Origin of the sequence: Fusibacter sp. A1 (assembly GCF_004125825.1) — a bacterium.
Taxonomy (GTDB): domain Bacteria; phylum Bacillota; class Clostridia; order Peptostreptococcales; family Acidaminobacteraceae; genus QQWI01.
Map to the genome: position 1 here is coordinate 128644 of NZ_QQWI01000009.1, position 17438 is coordinate 146081.

Annotated in this window: 20 protein-coding genes and 1 other annotated feature; of the genes, 2 read left to right on the forward strand and 18 right to left on the reverse strand. The window is 45.5% G+C overall.

Features of this window, described 5'->3' with window-relative positions:
• Positions 1–34: 34 nt before the first annotated feature.
• Positions 35–1129, reverse strand: coding sequence for a TMEM165/GDT1 family protein (locus tag DWB64_RS13875; RefSeq protein ID WP_129488849.1), 1095 nt, complete (start codon positions 1127–1129; stop codon positions 35–37).
• A 14-nt stretch (positions 1130–1143) separates the two neighbouring features.
• Positions 1144–2064, reverse strand: a complete 921-nt coding sequence (locus DWB64_RS13880; protein ID WP_129488850.1) for a dipeptidase — start codon at positions 2062–2064, stop codon at positions 1144–1146.
• 77 nt (positions 2065–2141) lie between these two features.
• Here DWB64_RS13880 and DWB64_RS13885 point away from each other — a divergent pair, with 77 nt between their 5' ends.
• A complete protein-coding gene (locus DWB64_RS13885; RefSeq protein ID WP_129488851.1) occupies positions 2142–3317 on the forward strand; it encodes a radical SAM protein in 1176 nt (391 codons plus the stop codon).
• 14 nt (positions 3318–3331) lie between these two features.
• Here the strand turns inward: DWB64_RS13885 and DWB64_RS13890 are convergent, their stop codons facing one another.
• From DWB64_RS13890 to DWB64_RS13930, 9 genes are all read right to left on the reverse strand, one after another.
• Positions 3332–4228, reverse strand: coding sequence for a hypothetical protein (locus DWB64_RS13890; RefSeq protein ID WP_129488852.1), 897 nt, complete (start codon positions 4226–4228; stop codon positions 3332–3334).
• A gap of 49 nt (positions 4229–4277) precedes the next feature.
• Positions 4278–4862 (reverse strand): serine O-acetyltransferase EpsC, encoded by a 585-nt coding sequence (gene epsC, locus DWB64_RS13895; protein WP_129488853.1) that lies wholly within the window; start codon positions 4860–4862, stop codon positions 4278–4280.
• A 9-nt stretch (positions 4863–4871) separates the two neighbouring features.
• A complete protein-coding gene (gene cysK / locus DWB64_RS13900) occupies positions 4872–5780 on the reverse strand; it encodes a cysteine synthase A (RefSeq protein ID WP_129488854.1) in 909 nt (302 codons plus the stop codon).
• Between the two features lie 37 nt (positions 5781–5817).
• Positions 5818–6017: a binding site (T-box leader), on the reverse strand.
• A gap of 154 nt (positions 6018–6171) precedes the next feature.
• Entirely contained in the window at positions 6172–6840 is a 669-nt protein-coding gene (lipB, locus tag DWB64_RS13905) for a lipoyl(octanoyl) transferase LipB (RefSeq protein ID WP_129488855.1), read from the reverse strand.
• 7 nt (positions 6841–6847) lie between these two features.
• Positions 6848–8767, reverse strand: coding sequence for a YARHG domain-containing protein (locus DWB64_RS13910; RefSeq protein WP_129488856.1), 1920 nt, complete (start codon positions 8765–8767; stop codon positions 6848–6850).
• Positions 8751–9488, reverse strand: a complete 738-nt coding sequence (locus tag DWB64_RS13915) for a pseudouridine synthase (RefSeq protein WP_129488857.1) — start codon at positions 9486–9488, stop codon at positions 8751–8753. The genes DWB64_RS13910 and DWB64_RS13915 overlap by 17 nt, the downstream gene beginning before the upstream one ends.
• Before the next feature lie 6 nt (positions 9489–9494).
• On the reverse strand, positions 9495–10835 hold the full coding sequence (locus DWB64_RS13920) for an RsmF rRNA methyltransferase first C-terminal domain-containing protein (protein WP_129488858.1): 1341 nt from the start codon (positions 10833–10835) through the stop codon (positions 9495–9497).
• Between the two features lie 13 nt (positions 10836–10848).
• Positions 10849–12327, reverse strand: a complete 1479-nt coding sequence (locus DWB64_RS13925) for a nicotinate phosphoribosyltransferase (protein WP_129488859.1) — start codon at positions 12325–12327, stop codon at positions 10849–10851.
• Positions 12328–12969 carry an isochorismatase family cysteine hydrolase gene (locus tag DWB64_RS13930; RefSeq protein WP_129488860.1) on the reverse strand — a complete coding sequence of 214 codons (642 nt, stop codon included), beginning with the start codon at positions 12967–12969 and terminating at the stop codon, positions 12328–12330.
• A 107-nt stretch (positions 12970–13076) separates the two neighbouring features.
• Between DWB64_RS13930 and DWB64_RS13935 the strand changes: the two genes are divergently transcribed.
• A complete protein-coding gene (locus DWB64_RS13935) occupies positions 13077–13397 on the forward strand; it encodes a 4a-hydroxytetrahydrobiopterin dehydratase (protein ID WP_129488861.1) in 321 nt (106 codons plus the stop codon).
• Positions 13398–13442: 45 nt separating this feature from the next.
• On the opposite strand, the gene DWB64_RS19300 is transcribed toward DWB64_RS13935, so the two are convergent.
• Genes DWB64_RS19300 through DWB64_RS13965 form a run of 7 tightly spaced genes read right to left on the reverse strand, consistent with a single transcriptional unit; the run spans position 13443 to position 17276 of the window.
• Positions 13443–13604 carry a hypothetical protein gene (locus DWB64_RS19300; protein ID WP_164980422.1) on the reverse strand — a complete coding sequence of 54 codons (162 nt, stop codon included), beginning with the start codon at positions 13602–13604 and terminating at the stop codon, positions 13443–13445.
• Entirely contained in the window at positions 13601–14155 is a 555-nt protein-coding gene (locus DWB64_RS13940; RefSeq protein ID WP_129488862.1) for an ATP-binding protein, read from the reverse strand. The genes DWB64_RS19300 and DWB64_RS13940 overlap by 4 nt, the downstream gene beginning before the upstream one ends.
• Positions 14156–14872: a PHP domain-containing protein gene (locus tag DWB64_RS13945; RefSeq protein ID WP_129488863.1), complete on the reverse strand. Its 717-nt coding sequence runs from the start codon at positions 14870–14872 to the stop codon at positions 14156–14158. It abuts the gene before it with no gap.
• Positions 14873–15211, reverse strand: coding sequence for an AraC family transcriptional regulator (locus DWB64_RS13950; RefSeq protein ID WP_129488864.1), 339 nt, complete (start codon positions 15209–15211; stop codon positions 14873–14875).
• On the reverse strand, positions 15208–16455 hold the full coding sequence (locus DWB64_RS13955) for a [Fe-Fe] hydrogenase large subunit C-terminal domain-containing protein (RefSeq protein WP_129488865.1): 1248 nt from the start codon (positions 16453–16455) through the stop codon (positions 15208–15210). The genes DWB64_RS13950 and DWB64_RS13955 overlap by 4 nt, the downstream gene beginning before the upstream one ends.
• A 25-nt stretch (positions 16456–16480) precedes the next feature.
• Complete coding sequence (locus DWB64_RS13960; RefSeq protein WP_129488866.1) at positions 16481–16903, reverse strand: ATP-binding protein; 423 nt, start codon at positions 16901–16903, stop codon at positions 16481–16483.
• A gap of 25 nt (positions 16904–16928) precedes the next feature.
• Positions 16929–17276 (reverse strand): DRTGG domain-containing protein, encoded by a 348-nt coding sequence (locus tag DWB64_RS13965; RefSeq protein WP_129488867.1) that lies wholly within the window; start codon positions 17274–17276, stop codon positions 16929–16931.
• Positions 17277–17438 lie beyond the last annotated feature (162 nt).

Here is a 17438-nt window from a genome sequence, read left to right on the forward strand (position 1 = left end):
AATTGCAACTCCTCACAAAAGAAGTTGCAATTTACTATACGATGATACGATTTGTAATTTCTTTTTTTCTTGATTTAAGCCATGCTGCAAATGCGTCACTTGATTCTGTATGGGAACTTTCGCCGAATAAGATCAACTCAAACCTCATTTGAATTTCCATGAACTGCTTACTCCTGCTTGCCACAATTTCAGGATGTTCCCTTCTATATAAAAGGATCTGATTCAATGCGCCGATGATCAGCGTGGTGTTGAATCCCTTTTTCAGACTTTGATCAAGGAGTTCCAGACTGTAACTGATGGACCGCTTGTTTTCCAAGTCGTCAATCAACAACTTTGTCTGACCTATCACACAATTCACACCCGCGCACCTTCCGCATTTGTCCTCACCGAGGCAGGCTCCTTGACTGAATTCTGAAAGTTCCTTTTTTATCACTTTCAGATGAGCTGCCATTTTCTGCATAGGCAACAGCTCTCCGTCTTTCCATAGTTGATAGGTCGGTTGTAAGAAAACACCACTGAACAGACTGAGTAGTACGAACATCAGAGCCTGAACTCCCATGCTTTGAAGCGTCGGTATCACCTCTATCAGCTTAAATGCCCCAAAGAGGATGAATATCACACCAGATGCCAGTTTAATCAGAACCTCTGGAACATTCTTGCCAAGTACAAGACCTATGGCGATGCCAATCGCTGCTGTCACAAGCATGGCGCTGACCGTTCCTAACAGAACAATCAAAGGAAAAGCCCCTTCAGTCGCAAGGGCGATTGCCGTAAGTTGGGTCTTATCTCCGAGTTCTCCTAAGAAGAAGGCCATAGCTACGGTCATCACAATCGATAATTTGATTTTATTCTCGCCATCCTCCTCATCATCTTGTACTCTAAACGACAAGAGTCCGAAAACGATAAACATGAGTCCTGCGACTATTCCCATCCAAAACTCAGGAAACCACTGCCCCAGAAAGTAACCGACAAGAATCGCTAAGGAGTGGTTTGCAACGACTCCAATTGTTATTCCAAGCGCCACTTTCCTCAGTGGATACTTTGCTGCCAGACTCATCGCCAGAATTTGAGTCTTATCACCCATTTCAGCAAAGAAAATCAACATAAACGCCTTTAAGAACACTGCCATAGCCTTCCTCCTACTTAACCTACCACCTCATAAAACACACGAAGTGCGTTCTTATGAAACACTTTTTCAATTTCATTCCTACTAAAGCCGGATTTTTTGAGTTCATCGGCGAGTTTATACATTTGACTCGCGTCTTTAATATCAAGGTTTCCGCCAATGCCGTCAAAATCAGATCCGATCGCAAGCGTATCTATTCCGCCCTGGTTCCTTATGTGGTCTGCGTGTCGAACAAGAGCCTTAAGTTCCATATGATCGGTTCCGGTTACAAACTGAGGATAAAAATTAAGTCCGACCAAACCACCCGTATTCGCAATATCCCTAATCAGCTCGTCTGTCAGGTTACGCTCATGATGTGTGAGCGCCCTTGAGTTGGAGTGGCTTGCGATAATCGGTTGTTTGGATAGCTTGCAGACCTCTTTGGTTCCCTGATCTGATAAATGAGACACATCAATTATCATACCATATTCGTTCATCGCTTCCACTACTTCTTTTCCAAATTTTTTTAATCCCTTGTCGCTATGTATGAATTTGCTACTTGGATATCCGATTTCATTTTCATAGTTCCATGTGAGCGTGATGCTTCTGACACCATCCTCATAAAGGGTTTTCAAATGATCAATGTTACCCTCAAGCACTCCGCCTTCTTCTACTGTCAGAACCGCATTCACCCTATTCGGATTGATATCGCCGTAGTTCCTGACGAGTCCGATATCCTCCCTATCCTTTAAGAATGCAAGAAAATGATTGCTCATCTTCTGATAGTGCTCAAAAGCGGACGGTACATTTTCTAGGCTGAAAAACACCGCATAAAACTGCATGAGACATCCACTGCTTATCAGTTTCTCTAGATCAACATGACCCTCGTTGCGCTCATAACTGTATCCCTTATAATAGGCTTTCATAATCGCATCGCAATGCAAGTCGATGTATTTCATTTGTACCTCCTAACACGTTGGTCAACAATTGGTTAATGTGCTAAAATGAAGCTACTGATGCTGTAAAGGGGAAAATAATGATTCAATTGGTTCAATCTAAAAGTTACCTGAATAAAAGAAAAGACGTGGACACCTGGTTCATGTCCAAATATAAGATAGCACCCTATGCGGGCTGCTCACATAACTGCGCCTACTGCGACGGTCGAAGTGAGAAATACTATTTCGACGGAGTCTTCGGCAAGGATCTGTTTGTGCGCTATGACTGCGCGAACTCGCTTGTCGACGAGATCAGGACAGCCTCTGAAAAGGGACCCATCATGATCGGTTCCGGTTATACGGATGCGTATCAACCCATCGAAAAAAAGTTCAATCTGACGCGCAACATCCTGATCAATGCTCTTCCCCACCATAAGCAGCATGCGGCGGTCGTACTCACCAAGTCCGATCTGATACTCAAAGACCTGGACATCCTAAAGGCGTGGCATCAGCATAAGAAGGTGATGGTGATGTTTTCGCTTACAACCGACGACGACAACTTGACAAGCTGGTTGGAACCTGGCGCATCCAGCGCTTCTGCCAGGCTTAAGGCCATCGAGACGCTCACCAAGGAAGGTATTCCTGTAGGAGTGGCCGCAATGCCCTTCATTCCCTATTTGAACGATCGAAACCAACCTTTGATCTCCTTTTTAAAGAGACTCAAGGATGCGGGTGTCAGTTTTGTGCTACCTGGTTCGCTTACACTAAGACCTGGAGAAAACAAGGACCATTTTGCCGAAGTCCTAGCTCAGCATCAGCCGGACCTGACTTCGAAAATACTTTCGCTCTACCGCGAAGACCGACCTTCAGGCATGCCTGTCGGCGACTACGAGTCTCGATTTACAGAACATTTGACTGCCGCCATGAATCATGCGGGTCTTGTCACTCGAGCACCGCATCATCTCACCAAGGATTGGTTTACGCTATACGATTCGGTTACTATTTTATTGTCGCACATGTCTGTCCTATATGCCAGTGATGAAAAGGCGATCAGTCGAATCAGAGACCTCTCAAAAATGTATGAGGCCTGGCTTGAATCGGCTTCGGCCAGAATAGGCAGACCCAAAGACCGATATGTCAGGCTCGAACAGGAACTGGAGCATATCATCAGAAACCCGCTTGGACTCGATGATTCATTCGACGACAAGTTCAGACAGTTCATCCTACCCCTGCTCGACCATAAGGTCTATGATTACCAAACAAAAAAATGGCTCTAAGTGAGCCATTTTTTTTATTTAAGGAGCAGAAAAATCCTGCTGCTTGTCTCCTCTTCTATTACCCATTTCATCAACAGACTTCCCTGAACCTTCCTATCTGCGGCGTCATCGACAGGAACATATCCGTCCTCTGAGAATGCGGCATAGTATATCATGGTTCCTTCCTCAGAACCTGATGTCACAGCTGTCTCGTAAGTCAATTCGACAGGCGATTCGATTTCTAGGGGAATCAGTCCCATGAAATCCGACTCCAAGGTCGTTCCTACAAGTTCAACCAACGATACCGCGCCGTACTTCAGCTCATGCCTGTTATCCGAAATAAAGGAGATCTCCTTATCCTCGTATCTGATTTTATAATAGATTCCTGTTTCAAAATCAAACACGAAAACATCCGCACTTTGTAGAGTGAGCGCTGTGTTTTGGTAGCTCCAGCTGACGACAGTGTCCTCATCATCGACATATAGGTTTTCCTTTACATGGCGGTTGCCGAAGGTGAGCTGGTCGAGTATCTCCTCATAGAGCGATTCCAAAGTGGGCGCGTCGACGATGACTGTCATTTCAAAGGAGTCGAATTCAAGCGTTTCGGTTTCTTTCTGTTCAAGCACCGTTTTATTTTTCAGGTATTTGATATTGAATCCATCAAAGCTCTTCCAGTGCGGTACCAAAAGCGAGAGGGATTCAGTGATCCTGTCCGTGTACTCAGAGACTACTTCAAAGGGAACTTCTTCGATGACGGCTGTGATCTCGTCATCAGTTAGTCCGTTGAAGGCCTTGGACATCTCCAGATACACATCTTTGCTCTCATCAGCAACAGCGGCTTGAAATGCCATGACACGGCCTTCCAAACTGGTTCCTGAAGGTTGGCAGCCTACCAGAAGGATTGCGACCAATAATAGTATGACTTTTTTCATGATTTATCCTCACATAAGTAAAAAGCTGCCTACTCGAGACAGCTTGATTTCAAATTACCATATCATTATTTATTTTAATATTTTTATTGTCTTTATTCAATACCTGTACGACCGCTTCAAAATTATTATTGTATATTTTTGCAGGTATGCCCACAGCAGTCGAGTTCGTGATCGTGTCCTTAAGTACCACTGCGTTGGCACCGATTTTGCTGCCAGAAGCGATCATTATCGGTCCAAGCACCTTGGCTCCTGCACCAACCACAACGTCGTCGCCCAGGGTAGGATGTCTTTTTCCTATATCTTTGCCTGTACCGCCAAGGGTGACCGCCTGATAAAGTGTGACACGGTCACCTATCACCGTAGTCTCGCCAATCACGACACCCATGCCATGGTCGATAAACAGCTGTTTTCCGATCTGAGCACCAGGGTGGATTTCAATACCGGTAAAGAGTCTAGCTAGCTGCGAGATCAGACGGGCTAGGAAGAACAGCTTCTTACCATATAGGAAATGCGAGATTCGATAGGAAAAGACCGCGTGGACTGTTGGATATAATAGCAACAGCTCCAGATAGGATCTCGCTGCCGGATCTTTCATTTTGACATTGTCCAAATATGCTTTCATCGATTTAAACATACATACCTCCTAAAAGATTCCCAAGCTCAGGTATCGCTCACCGCCATCCGGCGCCAAGACGACGATGGTCATCGGGTCTTTCGACTCATTGGCTAGTTGCTCTGCTGCAAAAATCGCCGCTCCAGATGAGACACCCAGCAGCAATCCTTTTTCTTTGGCGATCCGTTTGCATGTCGCAGCCGCCTGCTCATCGGATACTTGTTTGATCTTATCCACTACGGACGGGTCGAAGTTTTCGGGAATGAATCCTGCACCGATTCCTTGAATCTTATGTGCTCCAGGTTGTCTTCCTGATAAAACAGCGGATTCTGCCGGTTCTACAGCAACTACTTCAACCTCTTTTAAAGATTCTTTCAAATACTTGCCGACACCGCTAATCGTTCCTCCAGACCCAACACCAGCGACAAAACATGTCACCTCGGGAACCGCACTTAAAATTTCGGGTCCTGTCGTTTCGTAATGGATTCTGGTGTTGTGACGGTTACTGAACTGCATGGGTACGAAGGAGCTATGGTCTTCACTTGCCAGTCTTCTGGCAGTTTCAATCGCACCTTTCATGCCCTGGTCACCCGGAGTCAGAATCAACTCAGCGCCATAAGCGGTTATGAACTGTCTTCTTTCTTTGCTCATGGTTTCGGGCATGACAATTTTTACTTTGAGTCCGAGCAGCTGACCGATCAGGGCTATCGAAATTCCGGTATTTCCACTTGTAGGTTCGATAATCGTACCATCAGATCTTAAAAAACCTTCGTTCAAGGCACCTTCGATCATGCCAAGTGCGGCACGGTCCTTTACGCTTCCGCCCAGATTGAACTTTTCCAGTTTGACAAATATCTTTGTATATTCATTGCCGTAATCGCCTTTTAACTCGACAACCGGCGTATTTCCGATCAATTCACGTAATGCTTTCTTCGTCATGAAAACACTCCTTCAACTAAAAAAGCTTTGCCCCATACATAGAGGCAAAGCATATGCTCTGCTGTTCCACTCTAGCTATCACTTGGCGTGCTCTGTAACGGGAGCGCCCGCTGTAGCCTACTTGATTCGGTACAGTGCTCAAAAGGGCACTTCATCATCCATACTATGGGAATTCTCAGCAAGCTTCCCTCTCTTTGATAGCATATGATAACTACTTTCCTTTTTCATTGCAATTCCTATTAAACAACTCGGGATTAGATATCATGATTCTACACCCCTTCTATAAGTTTGTCAATAGCATAATTAAACCCCTGTCATTATTTCGTATGGATCTACAAAATAATGCAGGGGTAGGGCAAACTTTTTAACTTTTCAACTCAACAACACCGACTTAGCTGCTTTTCACGTCGATCGCTTCGTCGAACTCATAAAGTCGTACAAACAGCTCTTTGATTCCACCCTTCACATTATCCATGTCCTGCTTCTGGCCGGTCAAAGCCTCAAGTGATGTGACGCTTTTGCCGACAAGACCGCAAGGTACGATGTAGCCGTAATGGTCCAGGTTGGGATTCACATTGAACGCGAAGCCATGGAAGGTCACACCTCGTTTTACAGCAAGACCCAAGGCACATATTTTAGAATCACCGATCCACACACCCGCATTGATCTCGTTTCTTTCCGCTGTAATGTCATGATGTTCCTTCATAAAGTCGATGAAGACCTGCTCTAGAATCGTGACAAATCTCCTGATGCTTCTTCCATGTCTTTCCTTAATGTTAAAAATCGGATAACCCACCAGTTGACCCGGTCCATGATAGGTTGCGTCACCGCCACGTTCAATCGTTCGAAGCTCAATTCCCTGTTCCAGTAAGAAGTCTTCAGAGAAAAGCACATTTCCTTCCACCGCGTTTCTTCCCATGGTAATGACAGGAGGATGCTCTACTAGCATGAGCGTATCAGGCATTTCACCATCCTGCACTTTTTTTAAAATTTCCAACTGCAAAGCATGGGCCTTATCATAAGACATCAGCCCGCAATCCATAACATGCAATGTTCTCATAGTTTCCTCACTTTATATTACTTAACACTTCATCTAAAAGCATCTCGATACCGTTGATTTTTCCGCTTTGATCCAGGTAGATAAATCCCTTTAATCCTTCAAGCGTAGTAAACTCTAGTGTCGATACACCGTCAGAACCGATTATTTCTATCGAATGTCCCGCTTGCACCGTGATAAGGTCCGTCTTGTCAGGAGTCGTATAAGCATCAAAGCTCAACAGCACGTTGTGGAACGACGAAGTTCTAAACAGTCTGTCCTCCACGCTCGGCCAAGCGATTTCCGCAAAATGCGTAAAAGGATCCAGTAAGAAACGCCTCTGCCAGATCGTACCGCGTTCATCGTGGTAGAAAACTCCTTCAATGGATTCAAACATCTCAAGCTCCAGTTCGCCCTTTTGATAAACAAGGGTAAAATACTCCTGGGGCAGCGGTCCGTACACCGTAATCAGAATATCCATTCTTCCGTCAGACTCATCTAAGTCGGCGATCACCAAGGAATGTTCATTCAATTCCCTTTTGATCGGTTTGGTATCTTCATTCACGGTGAGCAACCATTCATCACCTTGGCCTCTTAAGGTGATTTGGTCGACGACGCCATCAAAGTCCAGATCGATTTCTTTTGTCGTCTTATCGTGGAGCGCATTTTCTATGGCGATGACATTTGCATTCTCAATGCTGTTTAACACCGTAGGCGAAGCCAGCTTCTTATACCATGACTGCCCGTCAAAATAAGTTTGCGTCTCCTCATCCTCAAATGTAAAACCGTGTCTAGCCAGTATTTCTGCTTTGGCTATGCTTAGCGCCTCTTGCGACAGCGCACTCAACTTGCTTTCATCAACCATTTTATATGCGGAATGCTTTAGCACCCACGAACCTTTGGCTATCGCGATTTCGGGCGCGATCTCAAGTTCATATAAGCTGGGGTCTATCGACTGCATATACAGCACTTTTTCAAAGGCACCTATCTGGGAAACCACCCGATCTCCCTCTGGGCTCCTTACTACGACCTGATACTTATCGTTGATGCCTATGGTCAGGTTCTCATCCAGCACTAGATAATCAAGAAGGTCTTCAACAGATTCATCTGACTTCGTATCCTTGTCAAGCTGGACCCCTATGTTGATGTAATGATCCGTTTGTTTGGTCGTTTCTCCGCTGGTCTTGTAGGTGACCACTTCATCCACAGGCACCTGGACAAATACGCCGCCCTTTACTCGCACTGGCAGCCATGCTTCCCTGTTTGCAAGCAGCTCCTTTGTGACGATGCCAGAATCACTTTCATTTGTACCCTTGATCGCCTCTTCTTCAAGATCGATCGCACTCATGATCTGACTCACCTGATTCTCGTCCAGTAAGGTCTTAAGCGGTATGCCGACAAGATTTCCTCTTTTCTCCTCCAATGCGTATGAGACGATATCATAACCGATGATATCATTTCCATCCGAATTAGATAGATGGTAGTCTTCTCTTAAATATACTCTGCCATCGACAACCGCCTCAATCGTTTCATGGGACTGAAGTTTCGTGTATACACCCGTTTCCGCTTGTATCTCCACTAGGCCCGGTGCCTGTCCCAAGCGATTCCATACGACCGTCGACCAGTCGCTGGTCAGGTACTGGCCGCTTTCGATTCTTGATTCCACGGTCGATCTTCCGTCATAACCGCGCAGCAGCTGTATATGACCTGTCGACAAATACATAAGACCCATATCATAGTCGGTCAGTCCGTACTCGCCGTCCTGATAACTAATCACTACTGTTTTATAGCCGATTCCATTTGCTTCAGAACGGATCCCAAGCATCACAGACCACGGCTCTATTTTCAATTCATCATTTTGGTTTGCAGTCTCACTTGAGCCACATGCGCTAAGGACAAGAATGCCTATGGCTAAAAGCGTTAAAAGGACACCTTTAAGTAGCTTGTTCATCGCTTACCCCTTTCGCACTTTCCATCAGGGCGATGATTTCCTCCTCCTTCAGCTCCCTGCTCTCTCCACGTTCGAGATCTGCATCTAAGGAAAGCGGTCCGAAGGTGACTCGCTCCAAAAATACCACTTCATTATCTATGGCGATCAGCATCTCCTTTACCTGGTGGTACTTACCTTCGCTGATTGTCAGGTACAAGGTATGGGGATCGCCTTCTTGAAGCTTGGCTTTCGCAGGTTTTGTCAAATACTCCCCAGGGATCACAACGCCTTTTTCAAGTTGCTCCAAATCCTCAATAGTCAGAGGATCACGCGTAGTGACCTTATAGGTTTTTCCCACATGATATTTGGGAGACAGCATCTTATGCGCGAGCTGACCGTCGTTGGTGAGGAGAAGCAGCCCCACCGTATCCCTATCAAGCCTGCCTGCAGGGAAAAGATCGTAATGCAGGTAGGATTCGTCTATCAGATCCAGCACTGTCGCTTTTGAACGGTCTTCTGTCGCACTGATATAGCCTTGCGGTTTATTCAGCATGATGTAGATAAAGGGCTTATAGCCTACAACCTGGTCTCCGAAGCGAATCACGTCCTTTTCAGGGTCGATATGCGCTTTTCCTTTAGTTTCGACAATACCGTTTACTCGAACCCAACCGTTTAAGAGCTGTTTTTTCACTTCGGTCCGAGTGCCTATTCCCATATTGCTTAAAAATTTATCTAATCTCATAATCACTTACACCATTCTCCACGCAGCGGGATATTTGTTTTTTAATTGACCGTTCACAACCTTAGCCCATCCTAGGGGAAAATCCCCCATGCAGACAACGTACCAGCCGTTGGGATAATCGACATGCAGTGTCTCGCATTTCAGGTATTTTACAACCTCGATCTCCTCATAGCCAAAAGTGATGGTATTTTTTATCCACTCTTTTTTTAGTCCCATGGCAAAACTCTGTGCCGGCTCGAACCGTCCCTTGACAAGCTCCCCAAGGAGCCACCCTCTTCTTAGCACGCGGATTCCCTTTAGGTCCGGAACCGCCTGTGGATCTAATAGGATCTTGTCGTTATGCACTCTGAAACTACCTACAATCGGTTCATGTAGAACTTCCTTCATAAACGCCTGCAGTTCTTCAGGTGCGGGTTGATCTTTCTGTGGATTTACATTTGCTTCAAGCCTTCCGTCTTTGATGAGACTGGCAAGAAAATGACCTTCTCCACGCAATTTGAAAGGATACAGTCTTTTAGCAGACCTCAGGCGCTCGTCGCCGCCGATTGCGATGCCGTCTTCAAAATACTCGCTGTCGATGTCCTCGATTGTAAGTTCTGAATGAGCATTCAAGAGTCCTTCGATCACAGACTCGTTTTCAACAGGCGAAAAAGTGCACGTCGAATACAGAAACTGGCCTCCACCTTTTAACATGGGCTGCACACCTTCAGCTAATGAGCTTTGAATCGCATGATATTCATCGTTGCTCGCCTCGGACCATGATGCGGCTATCGATGGATCTTTTCTAAACATTCCTTCTCCCGAACACGGCGCGTCAACAAGGATCCTATCGTAGAATTCCCTTTGAAGGTTTGCCAGCTTATCCACCTGCTCGGAAGTGATAATGACGTTTTTAAGTCCGAACTGTTCTATGTTCTTTACCACAGCGCGTAAACGGCTCGCGGAGATATCGTTGGATACCACAAGGCCTGATTCACCGACACGGTTTGCGATTTGCAGTGTTTTGCCCCCCGGAGCCGAGCATAAGTCCAGGATGCGCTCTCCATTTTCTATGTGCATCGTATTCACCGGCGCCATCGCGCTCGGCTCTTGCATGTAATAGAGTCCGGCATGGTAAAAGGGGTGCTTGGCCGGTCGTAGGTCCGGGTCCACATAGTACCCGTCCGTGGTCCATGGAATCCTCTCCAGTTTAAAGGGACAGATCTTCTCAAACTCCTCTGGAGTGATCTTATTCAGGTTCACTCTTAAGCCGGCTTCACGCGGTAAGGAGAAGCTGGCCAGGTAAGCATCGAAATCGTTGCCAAACACGTCTTTCATTTGGCTGATGAATTTTTCTGGTAAATGCATGATGCCTCCGATTCTAGTTGTCGCTTTCACTTAAAGCATGCAGCTGTGTTTTGACCTGTTGTATCATTTCTCTTTTTAGCGTCCATAGATTAGGACTCAAATCCACGTAATACCTATGCGGATTTTCAAATCGCTTGACTTCATCCCACAGATTGTCCACCTGAGTCAGACAGTAATTTCTTACCTCTTCGATAGTCGGTGGCTCATACACGCATTCGCCAGCGTTAAAGATCTGGACCAGCAGCTCTTTTGCGTAAAAATCTTTTAGAACCTTCCTCTTCCATGTGAATTCTGGATGGAACAGCTCATAGGGCTTTGTATCGTCGATATGCTCATCTACCAGTGTCACGACATCGGCGATAGGACTATCGGTCTGATTGTCGAACAGACGCCAGACCTTTTTAAAGGCGGGCGTAGTTATTTTTTCAACATTCTCACTGAGTTTGATTTTAGGAATAATCTCGCCTTTTTTCTCAACACCCACCAGCTTGTAGACACCGCCGAATACCGGACTTGACTTCGACGTGATCAGTCTTTCGCCTACTCCATAGGCATCCAGCTTGGCACCTTGAAAATGCATGTCCCTGATCAGATACTCATCCAGCGAGTTCGATGCGAAAATCTTGCAGTCCTCGTAACCGGCCTCATCAAGCAATACCCGCGCGTGTTTTGAAAGATAGGCGATATCACCACTGTCTATCCTTATTCCACGAGGTCTTTTGTTCAATGGGACAAGCACTTCATCAAATACCCTTATGGCATTTGGCACTCCCGACTTGATGACATCGTAGGTATCCACTAGCAATACCGATTCATCCGGATAGGTCTCGGTGTACGCCTTAAAGGACTCATATTCCGAATCGAAAAGCTGGACCCAGCTATGCGCCATCGTTCCTGAAGACGGTACGCCAAAATGCCTGTCCGCCATCGTGTTGGATGATCCGACGCAGCCTGCGATATATGCGGCTCTAGCCCCAAGTACTGCGGCATCGACCCCTTGGGCTCTTCTCGCACCGAACTCGAGCACGGCTTTGCCTTTTGCAGCCCTCACGATTCTGCTTGCCTTGGTGCAAATCAGGCTCTGGTGGTTCATCAGCAGCAGGACTACCGTTTCGATCAGCTGCGCCTCGAACATGGTTCCCTTGACAACCATGATCGGTTCATTAGGGAACACGGGCGTCCCTTCCGGCATCGCCCACATATCACCGCTAAATCGAAAACTTTCCAGTCGCTTCAGGAACTTCTCGTCGAACATGTCCTTACTTCTTAAAAATTCAATATCTTCCTTTGTGAATTTGAGCGCCTTAATATAATCGATCACCTGTGCAAGTCCGCAAGTGAGTGCGAATCCGCCTCCATCAGGTATTGTCCTGAAAAAGTAGTCGAAGTATCCTATCTGCTCGTCCAGGCCGTGATGCATGTAACCGTTCATCATGGTCAGCTCATAGAAATCTGTCAGCAGCGTCAAATTATCTTTATAGTTTTTCATCATTTATCCCCACTTCACCAGTTGTACGCCATTTTGCTCCATCATATAAAGGCCCATGATATGAAGCAGGTCACCCTCATGCAGGTCATAATCGTAAGTGTCGACAAGGTCAACTGGAACAATCACATTGACCTTTTCATCCAACCTGTTGAAATGAGTCTTTAAGGTGATTGCCAGCTGGTTGATGCAGATATCCGTACAATCGCCTACGACAATGAAGTTCTTCCACTTGGGATTCCCTTCAAGCAGCTTCTGGAACTCAGGTTCCAGATAGGCATTGGTCGAATTCTTGTCAATCCGTTTAAAAGAAACGGCAGTTGCGATTTCCGGTACGATCTCACTCTCCTCGGTGCCTTTTAGGCAGTGGGTGGGGTAAGAACCGAACTCTGGTGACTTTTCTGTGTGGGCGTCGGCAAATGCCAGTATTTCAATCTGTTTTTCCTCACATAACTTGGCAAACTCAGCAATCGGCTGAGCGATTGCTAAGACTCTTGGACTGCTCAAAGCGCCAAAATGCGCAAAGCCGTTGATCATATCCGTAATCAGCAATACGGTATCGTCCTTGCTGAACTGACTCAAATCTATTTTTTCAAGTGCCTCATAACTGGATCTAATTCGTTCAAATGCTTCAATCGACTTACTCATAAGAAGCCTCCCTATCTGATATTAAGTAAAACTAATCATGTTCTATCATATCATATTGGTGATTTTAACTCCACATGGGTATAGAAGATAAAAAGGAGGTTGACTTCATGTTATTAAATCAGAAATGTATCCCGTGCAGCTTAGGCACCCCGCCGCTTTCAAAAGAGGACATCGCAGGGTATTTGCCTGAACTCGATAACGACTGGATTGTCGATCAGAATAAACTTTTAAAAAGAATGATCGAATTCAAGAACTTTGCAGAATCCTTCGATTTTGTCTGCAAGATCGCCGACTTAGCCGAAGAGCAGGGTCATCACCCCGATATTCGTTTTGGGTGGGGATATGTGTCTATTCATCTAACCACACATAAGATCAACGGTCTTTCCGAATCGGATTTTATCATGGCTGCCAAGATTGATGCGCTTTAGCTCTAATCATATGCAAAAAAACACGTGCGATTTCGCACGTGTTTTTTACATATCGTCAAAGTGTTTGACACCGGATATTCCTATAAGTACGATTCCTAGCCCAAAGCCGAATGCTCCTAAAAAGAAATTCGCCTGCATGGGCATTCCTTTTACAAAAAGTAGGATCGCCATGGTGATCAAGATGATGAATACGCCTATCCTCTTCATTGGCTGTCGACCCCGATTTCAGTCAACCCCTCTGTCACATAGGCCTTTACCCATTGCAACACATCCACTTCTGAAAGTGAGACATCCTCACCCAGCATTTCTCTCATTTCACTTGTCGACAGCGAAAAGGTCTTGCCGTTTCTCGTATGGAAATAGTCCAAATCAGCTGATTCAAGCGATAAGACGATTCCGACAATCGTATTGGGCATATCTCCAAGCGGTGGTCTGTCGATATGGTCATACATGAACCATGCATCCACCTTTGTTCCAGCGCCCACAAGGGACGTGATATTGAAGTCCCCGCCGCACATTTCGGCATTAACTTTGAACATGGGCACGCCGAGTCCTACAGACCTTGTGGTTCTCGTGGTGTAAAACGGATCGATCACCCTTTTGAGCGTCTCCTCATCCATTCCACATCCGTTATCTTCGATTCTTATACTCAATGTGTTCTCTTCCATATCCTCGTTGATATCGAGCGTGATCCTGTCAGCTCCCGCCGTGATGCAGTTTTGCACCAAATCTAGAATATGAAGTGCGAGTTCTTTCATCTATTTGCCTCCAAATAGGGCTTTAAACAAGGCCTCTATCGTTTTTTCCTCTACATCGATATGGTGCACCGGTTCTGAGATGTTCACCAGCTCATGGGCGTCCGAATTGATAAGCATCTCATATTTTCTTAAATACAGATGCCTTTTGGTAAACTCAATCGGATCACACGCCGGGCTGAACTCCACCGACCTGATCGGAAGATCCGGTGCGATGAAGCCTAGATTGGCAATCATACTGTATGACGCGCGGTCCAGATGACAAGGAATCACTCCGCCACCGCATCCGATCGCGCGTTCGATGATCTCATCCACAGACAATTGGATGGATGCATAAAGAGAGTGTGTCAACGTTCCGATGACTTGGTCATCCGCATTTAAAATATTCTGATCCCCGAATTTTTTCGTATCATGAGGGATTTTCTGAATGTTACATATCAGTTCCTCATAAAATGATTTCAGTGAAGAAAACTCCTTAAACAAACAGAGGATGTGAACATCCTCCTTGGTTTGAACTTCTATTCCTGGAACCACTATGATAGGCAGTTCCTCAGCAACTTCAAGTGCCGCCTGCACATTTTCAATGGCGTTGTGGTCTGTGATCGCAATAAAATCAAGTTCCTTGATCACAGACATGTTCACAATATTGTTGGGCGTCATCTCCGGTTCCGCACAAGGCGACAGCGCGCTGTGTATGTGCAGGTCGTAGCTTGCCTTCATCTAGCGCAGACCACTTTCATAAAACCTTGTAAAAATAGCATAAGGGCTCTCCGAGGTCGAAAAGATCGGAATGTTCTTCTCGTTAGCCTTCTCAAGCGTCGCTGTTTCGACTGTAATCCCTTCAGGAATGATGATGCATGCCATATCAAGCAGTGAAGTAACTGCCAAGATGTTCGTATGGGTCTGAACCGTGATCCAAGCCTCATCCTCCTTGCCGTTTGCCATCACCCAGCTCAAAAGGTCGCAACATCCAAGAGATCTGATCTCTCTTGAAGTATCCACCCCGTCAGTCAACAGCTTATATCCAAAGTTATCTATCAGTGTTTGTAATGTGATCATTTTGCTCCCTTTCTTACGATACAGTCTTCAAATTTCGCACGTCCTAAGACGACATCCTCTGCAAGAGATCTGCATGTCGGTGATCCACATGCTCCACAATCAAGTCCAGGCAGCGATTTGTGAAGGGCTTCTATCTTCGTCATTTTTTCTATCGCCTTTTTAAAGTCCTTATCAAGCTTTAGAATCTGATGTGGTTCAATCTTGTTGGTCCAAACGATATTTTCAAAAGAGCACATCGATTTTAGTTCCTCATCGGAGAAAATCGGAGGCTTCTTCGCTTGTTTTCTAATTCGGCTTTTTGCGATAAAAGGATTCTCCACATTAAGCGGTCCTCCGCAGCAACCAGTGACGCAGGCATAGCCTTCGATGAAATCAACACCTCTGAGCATTTCAAGATCCACTTTGTCCAGTACTTTGGTCACTTCATCAATGCCGTCGACTGCGATATAGTTATCGATATCAACCGCATAGGACTGACCGCCGACTCTTCCCCAGCCGATGCCTACACCGCTACCCATTTGCATATCCACCATGTCGCCGGTCATACTGTCATAGAGCTTCAGCATTCTCGGATAGATGCTCTTCAGTGAGACCGCACCTGTCATCTGTGATTTATCCAGGCCTAGGGGCTTATAGATACTGGTAACCTTGGCAGGACACTCGGTAATAAGAAATATCCCGATTTCTTCGTCCTTTAGGCCAGTTTTTGCCTTCACCAGCTGTCGCGCCTGTCTTGCAGCGACTTCCGAAGGCGATTCGATCGTAATGATATTGTCGATTAGGGACGGATATCTGATTTGGATCAGCCTTGTGACCGCCGGACAATAAGTGGAGATCAAAGGTTTTCTTTCCTCTTCGGCGTTATCGACATAGTCGTTCAGGTAGGCGGATATGATATCGGCAGCCCTAGACACGTCGAATACTTCATCAAAGCCCAGTCGAAGGAATGTGTTCATCACACGATTCATATCGTATTCTGTCGGAAACTGACCATATAAAGAGGTAGCGGGAAGCGCCACTTTGTAGCGGTAGTTTGCCAAATCGCTTAAGACATCTGTTTTGGCATCCTTCGCGTGGAAAGGACACACTTTGATGCACTCACCGCAATCGATACAACGTTCCTCTATGATTTTCGCTTTTCCGTCGATCACGCGAATAGCCTGAGTCGGGCACTTGTGCATGCAATTAGTACAGCCTGTGCATTTTTCTTTGTGTAAAAACACCGAATGCCAATATGCTTTCATTCTCTACTCTCCCTCAGTATCGTATTTACAGATAAAGTGTCATCACCAACTGTGTAAATACATCCACCTCTGATGTAATCTCAAAATCATCCGAGCATTTTTTCATGTTGGGTAATCCCATTCCTGCTCCGAATCCCAATTCCCTAATTTCACTTGTTGCCGTCGAAAATCCTTTTGTCATCGCAAGTTCGATATTCTCAATTCCAGGACCGTTGTCTTTTGCTATGACTTTCACCCATTCAGGCGATATCAGACAAGTGATTTTTCCACCATTGGAATGGATAGCAATATTGATCTCTGCTTCGTATGTCGCAATCGCCACCCTACGAATAATCCCTGAATCAATACCAAGTTGTCTAAGAACTTTCTTTATGCTACTTGACGCTTCTCCAGCGACAGTAAAATCCATTGTTGGGACAGAAAACTCATATTTCATGCTTTCTTGCATGCCATTCTCCTATTCTATCAGTGACTTAAACCGAAATACCTTTTAGTCCTTTGCTATACAAAATTCCGGATGCGGTGTACATGGTATATTTAGTCGCCAGCAATGTCATCTCGTGATCATTTGCAAGTGCGACCACATCTGCAGTAGGTTCTTTTCCCCTTATAAAAATGATTGCCTTTAAATCAAGCATTTCAGCCGTTCGTATTACCTGATGATTTACAAGACCTGTAATGAGTATGGTATCATCTTCGACATATGCGAGCACATCGCTCATCAAGTCGGATCCGAACGCGTATTCATAATCACGATCCAGTGACTCTTTTCCCGTTAGCACTTCACACTCAAGTAGTTCAGCGATTTCCCTTAAAAACATGTGGTCCTCCTGACATGGACTTTGTTTTGCTACAAATAGCAAAGTTAAAGTTAAAGAATTAACAATATTCTTCCATTATATCATACACCAAATAGTTAAAGCATGTAAATAGGGCGATTACGCTGTGAAAACGTTGTCAAGCATGATGTAAAAAAATCGTTT

Coding starts and splice junctions, on each gene's coding strand:
- DWB64_RS13875 (WP_129488849.1), bottom strand. CDS start 1,129: ATGGCAGTGTTCTTAAAGGCGTTTATGTTGATTTTCTTTGCTGAAATG.
- DWB64_RS13880 (WP_129488850.1), bottom strand. CDS start 2,064: ATGAAATACATCGACTTGCATTGCGATGCGATTATGAAAGCCTATTAT.
- DWB64_RS13885 (WP_129488851.1), top strand. CDS start 2,142: ATGATTCAATTGGTTCAATCTAAAAGTTACCTGAATAAAAGAAAAGAC.
- DWB64_RS13890 (WP_129488852.1), bottom strand. CDS start 4,228: ATGAAAAAAGTCATACTATTATTGGTCGCAATCCTTCTGGTAGGCTGC.
- epsC (WP_129488853.1), bottom strand. CDS start 4,862: ATGTTTAAATCGATGAAAGCATATTTGGACAATGTCAAAATGAAAGAT.
- cysK (WP_129488854.1), bottom strand. CDS start 5,780: ATGACGAAGAAAGCATTACGTGAATTGATCGGAAATACGCCGGTTGTC.
- lipB (WP_129488855.1), bottom strand. CDS start 6,840: ATGAGAACATTGCATGTTATGGATTGCGGGCTGATGTCTTATGATAAG.
- DWB64_RS13910 (WP_129488856.1), bottom strand. CDS start 8,767: ATGAACAAGCTACTTAAAGGTGTCCTTTTAACGCTTTTAGCCATAGGC.
- DWB64_RS13915 (WP_129488857.1), bottom strand. CDS start 9,488: ATGAGATTAGATAAATTTTTAAGCAATATGGGAATAGGCACTCGGACC.
- DWB64_RS13920 (WP_129488858.1), bottom strand. CDS start 10,835: ATGCATTTACCAGAAAAATTCATCAGCCAAATGAAAGACGTGTTTGGC.
- DWB64_RS13925 (WP_129488859.1), bottom strand. CDS start 12,327: ATGATGAAAAACTATAAAGATAATTTGACGCTGCTGACAGATTTCTAT.
- DWB64_RS13930 (WP_129488860.1), bottom strand. CDS start 12,969: ATGAGTAAGTCGATTGAAGCATTTGAACGAATTAGATCCAGTTATGAG.
- DWB64_RS13935 (WP_129488861.1), top strand. CDS start 13,077: ATGTTATTAAATCAGAAATGTATCCCGTGCAGCTTAGGCACCCCGCCG.
- DWB64_RS19300 (WP_164980422.1), bottom strand. CDS start 13,604: ATGAAGAGGATAGGCGTATTCATCATCTTGATCACCATGGCGATCCTA.
- DWB64_RS13940 (WP_129488862.1), bottom strand. CDS start 14,155: ATGAAAGAACTCGCACTTCATATTCTAGATTTGGTGCAAAACTGCATC.
- DWB64_RS13945 (WP_129488863.1), bottom strand. CDS start 14,872: ATGAAGGCAAGCTACGACCTGCACATACACAGCGCGCTGTCGCCTTGT.
- DWB64_RS13950 (WP_129488864.1), bottom strand. CDS start 15,211: ATGATCACATTACAAACACTGATAGATAACTTTGGATATAAGCTGTTG.
- DWB64_RS13955 (WP_129488865.1), bottom strand. CDS start 16,455: ATGAAAGCATATTGGCATTCGGTGTTTTTACACAAAGAAAAATGCACA.
- DWB64_RS13960 (WP_129488866.1), bottom strand. CDS start 16,903: ATGCAAGAAAGCATGAAATATGAGTTTTCTGTCCCAACAATGGATTTT.
- DWB64_RS13965 (WP_129488867.1), bottom strand. CDS start 17,276: ATGTTTTTAAGGGAAATCGCTGAACTACTTGAGTGTGAAGTGCTAACG.